The organism is Catenibacterium sp. co_0103 (assembly GCF_004168205.1).
GTDB classification, from domain to species: Bacteria; Bacillota_I; Bacilli_A; order Erysipelotrichales; family Coprobacillaceae; genus Catenibacterium; species Catenibacterium mitsuoka_A.
On the sequence record NZ_RCYB01000122.1, the window covers coordinates 1 to 4,800 of the forward strand.

Here is a 4,800-nt window from a genome sequence, read left to right on the forward strand (position 1 = left end):
ATAGTTTTGGTGGATTTGAGTTTGGTTATATATTTGTGTCCGCGCAACGAAGGCGCGGGGAAATGGAGGAAATCATGTAATGCTAGATGTTCTTTATTATTCACTAAACATAAAATGGCACTCACGATTGTAATCGCAAAGCCAACATACATCATCGGCTTAACTAAACTAATACCTAAACTGATCTGTAATACCTGATGTAATATTGTACTTGCAGAATATAGAACTCCTTCAATAATAATGGCTCCTAATACTTCTCTTAGTAATAGTTCTTTAAGGCCTACATCTTTGCCATCACTCTTTACAATCTTAATATGACATATTCTTTTACCGATTGTCTGTCCCCTATTAATCACTAAAGGAATAATGACATAATAAAACATTGCGCCTAGTAATGCGAGTAACCCACAAATCAGTCCTAACTGATGAGGGTACTTTAGTAGATTCTGGTTCTTCATTGTGCCATAAATCTTCTGTGACACAATTGCGATAGGAAATGATGTAAAAAGAGCACCAATATACCAATCTAATAAGTATGCACCAAAACGTCTTGGTAATGATGCAATAGTCTGTTGTTGTTTTTTCATATGTTACCTCACGCTGTCATTAGCTTCATAAATTGTTGATAGTTGTCTGCTTCGATAAACTGCATCAGCTGGTTGTAATCAATAAGTACATTAGATAACCAATCAAAGAATGTATGCAGCATCTGATTATCCTGTTCGCTGATAGACAATAAGAGAATAAGACGTACTTCATACTTACCCCACTTCACTGGATTCTTTAAGACCATGACGGATATAGTAGAACGTAATGGTTGTACTGTAATGGCATGAGGTACCGCAAAGCCCTGCACAAAGGCTGTTCCTGCCATCTCTTCTCTTTTAAAAACATCTTCTTTATATTCTTGTGTGGCATAGCCTAACTGAATCAGATTATCACATAAATAGTTAATAGCATCTTCCTTAGATGCGATGTCTTTTTTTATAAAGAATGTTTCCTGTCCAATCAGCTTCTTTACAATATGACAGAACTGATCATGATATTTTTCTCTATCTAATTGATTGAGTGCCTGGAAGATCTGACTTTCATCCTCATAGTTCACAAATAAACTAATTGATACTGTCTTAATAGACAATTCATGCTGTAAAGGTACAACAGTCAAAATCAAGTCAGGATGAAGTGATGAAATCATATTATTTTCAAAGAATGGGAATACTTTAATAATTTCCATACGTTCTCTAAAACGTGTTTCAATCTTATCCATACATGCTTTCGCCAGCATTTGATTATGGGGAATAATCATGACTACACGGTATTTCTGTGTATTGATATGTCTTTCATAGGCTGTTCCAAAATGTAAAGCGAGATAAGAGATTTCATCTTCTACTAAAGGTTTACCTGTAGCTTTAGAAATGACATCACTGGCATGTATCGCCATTTCAAAGACTAAAGGATATTGTCTTTTAATCTCCTTTAAATAAGCTGTTGTATTAGGTTTATCTACTTTAATACGATCAAGTAATGACTGCATATGAATAACTAAACTATTATAAAGTTCTTCATCATCTCTCAAATCAATATCAAAACAGTCTCTAATATCTACTAATACCTCTTCTACTAACTGCTGTGATTCTGTTTTTAAGTCTACATGACTTCCTCTTCCTTCTAATAAGAAAGCAAACTTAACGACTTCTTCTTCAACATAAGGAATACCAAACTTTTGTGATAATTCTTCAAAAAAATCCTTTGAGACATGATATTCTAAATCAATACCTGTACAGTCACTCTGTGTTTCATATAAATAATTCTTATTCCTGATACGTTCAATCGCAATACCAGCATGCATCATCAACATAGGAAGACTGACATTCTTGAACTTATAATGATTATTTGCGCAGACATTCTTAAAGATATCTACCACATCAATGAGATTAAAATCCTTCCATAAATGAGACAAGGCACTAATATTTGTGAAATTTCCTTTGATTTCTGATTCTAATAGATGCTTATATACAGAACGCTTTTCATTTTCATCACCTTCTAAACGAATGTGGTTCTTTACACGTACCACTTTTAAAGAAGGATATTCATTGAGTATGCGTCTGATATTTCTTAAGTCATTATCAATCGTATAACCACTCACATAAATACGATCCTGTAATTCAATGAGATTGATTTCCTGTTTAAACAATAATTCCTTAATAATCCAAGATACACGTTCCTGAGATGTCTGAGGAATCACTGACTTTGTCGTAATTCCTTTTACACTTGTCAGCATCTCGTCTAAGTGATAACCTTTACGACGATTGGCTTCTATAAGAGTACATTCATACTCTTTATTAATATGCTCAATATCAGAACGGATTGTACGATCTGATACAGACAACATAGAAGCAAGCTCTTTACCTGTCACCCATTCATCATAATCATGAAGGATATCTATAATACGCTGCTGTCTATTATTCATACGTAGAACCTCCTGTACCTTCATTGTAATGGTTTAGAGTGCTTTATGCATTCAATTTAACTTCCTAAGTGTTAGGAAATGAAAAAAAAGAACCTTTCGGTTCTTATAAATCAATAATATCTAGAATATCATAGGTTGCCTTCAACATCTTTGGATGGAAGTCCCCTTCTCCTGATTCATCCACAACTCTTTGAAGTTCTTTAGTAATGTCAATAAAGTCATCTTTTAGGAAAGGACCTCTTGTACATAATAAATCAAATGTCTGATTCCAATAGAATAAATGATACCCACTAGAACGATAGCCATGACTCGCATAAAACTTAGTACGTCTTAAACGCTGTTCATAGTTAGCTGCTTGATCATCTAAAGGTTCCATATCCAACACAATCTGTCTTTGATAGAGATCATCCATCAACTTTAAAGTACGTCCTCCATACCCATGAGAACGAAGTGATGAACAGATTGCGAGATAGAATAAATAAACACATGTATCAGATGTCATTGTCATAAAGAAACCTACAAATGTGTTTTCATCATAGACACCATAAAGATCTGATATACCAGTTTGAGATAAATCAATCATTCTTTCAATAGAGACACGTTCTTCTTTAGGAAATGCTTCATTATTAAGATCTTCTAATTCCTTAAAATTCTCTGTAATTCTTTTAGCCGTTAACGCCATAGATTATCCTCCATTAATATGACTATTCTATGCTGTTTTCTTCTTTTTTTCAAATGATTACGCTATAATGGTTAGAAAAGAAAGGAGGTATTTATGCTTACATATAGTTTTGATGAAAATAACCATAAATCTCTCTACCAGCAATTATATACATTTATTAAGAACGATATTCTAGAGGGACATCTGACAGCAGATGAGAAGTTACCTTCTAAGCGTACATTTGCGAAAAATCTAGGTATTAGTATTATTACAATAGAGAATGCCTATGCGCAGTTAATGGCTGAAGGATATATTTATTCTTTACCTAAGAAAGGCTTTTATGTATCTCCGATTAATAATAAGACACCCCTTATTCCTGCCAAGATGATTCATAAACCTTCTATTAAGAAAGAATCCTATTGGTGTGATTTCTCTTCTAATCAGACACCAGCCCATTTGTTTCCTTTCACAACCTGGTCAAAACTTATGAAGGACGCATTAAATGAACACCAATCAGAACTAATGATTAATCCTCCAGTAGGTGGTATTTATGAATTAAGAGAAGCGATTTCTCATCATTTAAAAGAATTCAGAAATATGGATGTTGAACCAGAAAGAATCATTATCGGTGCAGGTACTGAATATTTATATGGATTACTCGTACAATTATTAGGTTTAGATCTTGTCTATGCCGTAGAGAATCCTGGTTATAATAAAATATTAGATGTTTATTCTAGTTTAGGGGCTAAGTGTGTTCCTATAGATATGGATGAGCAGGGAATACTGGTCAACCAATTAGAAGATTTAGATGTTGATATTGCGCATATCTCTCCTTCTCATCATTTCCCAACTGGTATTATTATGCCTGTATCTCGACGTTATGAATTACTTGGATGGGCAAATAAGAAGGAACATCGCTATATTATAGAAGATGATTATGACAGTGAGTTACGTTTAAGTGGACAGCCTATTCCTGCCCTGCAAAGTATTGATTTAAGTGAAAAGGTTATTTATATGAATACCTTTACTAAGACTCTTGCCTCTACAATTCGTATTAGTTATATGGTGCTTCCTCATCATTTATTAGAACTCTATAATAAGAAGCTCTCTTTTTATGCCTGTACAGTCTCTAACTTCGAACAATATACTCTTGCATCATTTATTAATGAACATTATTTTGATAAGCATATTACTAAATTACGTAACCATTATCATAATAAGCGTGATGCGATTGTAAAAATGTTAGAAGAAAGTAGTTTAAAGGATATGATTACTATTTCCAAGGAAGATGCAGGTCTTCATTTCCTTATTACGATTCATACACATATGTCTGATGAAACACTTATCAATAAATTAAAAGAAGAAGGAATCCATCTAAGAGCAATTTCCCATTACTATCTTAAGAATATACCTCATACATCACATACCTTCATCATGAACTACTCTTCTATCGATTTAGATAAATTACCTCAGGCTATAGAAATATTAGAAAAAATACTTTATTGACATATTTTCTAAAATATATTAAAGTAAGTCATGCAAAATAAGAATATTGATTTAGGGTATTATTGGAAACGCACAAGCACAGCTTGCTGACTACTCCCACGGGCAAGCCCGTGGGGTTCTGATTGCCAAGTGTAGCTTGTAATCGTACATCATTTTCAGACTT

General features: G+C 33.4%; 4 protein-coding genes. 1 reads left to right on the forward strand and 3 read right to left on the reverse strand.

What is annotated here, in order from left to right:
- The 3 genes from EAI80_RS11915 to EAI80_RS11925 form a co-directional block, all read right to left on the reverse strand.
- Positions 1–587 (reverse strand): RDD family protein (locus EAI80_RS11915; RefSeq protein ID WP_238634599.1); only part of this gene is annotated, 587 nt, incomplete at its 3' end.
- Positions 588–595: 8 nt separating this feature from the next.
- Positions 596–2,470 (reverse strand): PTS sugar transporter subunit IIA, encoded by a 1,875-nt coding sequence (locus EAI80_RS11920; protein WP_129982211.1) that lies wholly within the window; start codon positions 2,468–2,470, stop codon positions 596–598.
- 103 nt (positions 2,471–2,573) lie between these two features.
- Positions 2,574–3,152, reverse strand: a complete 579-nt coding sequence (locus tag EAI80_RS11925) for a GNAT family N-acetyltransferase (protein WP_129982212.1) — start codon at positions 3,150–3,152, stop codon at positions 2,574–2,576.
- A gap of 93 nt (positions 3,153–3,245) precedes the next feature.
- Here EAI80_RS11925 and EAI80_RS11930 point away from each other — a divergent pair, with 93 nt between their 5' ends.
- Positions 3,246–4,637 (forward strand): PLP-dependent aminotransferase family protein, encoded by a 1,392-nt coding sequence (locus tag EAI80_RS11930; protein WP_129982213.1) that lies wholly within the window; start codon positions 3,246–3,248, stop codon positions 4,635–4,637.
- Positions 4,638–4,800: the final 163 nt, after the last annotated feature.

What these genes read in the sequence shown, in the direction of transcription:
- EAI80_RS11920 (WP_129982211.1), bottom strand. Translation starts at nt 2,470, where the DNA reads ATGAATAATAGACAGCAGCGTATTATAGATATCCTTCATGATTATGAT.
- EAI80_RS11925 (WP_129982212.1), bottom strand. Translation starts at nt 3,152, where the DNA reads ATGGCGTTAACGGCTAAAAGAATTACAGAGAATTTTAAGGAATTAGAA.
- EAI80_RS11930 (WP_129982213.1), top strand. Translation starts at nt 3,246, where the DNA reads ATGCTTACATATAGTTTTGATGAAAATAACCATAAATCTCTCTACCAG.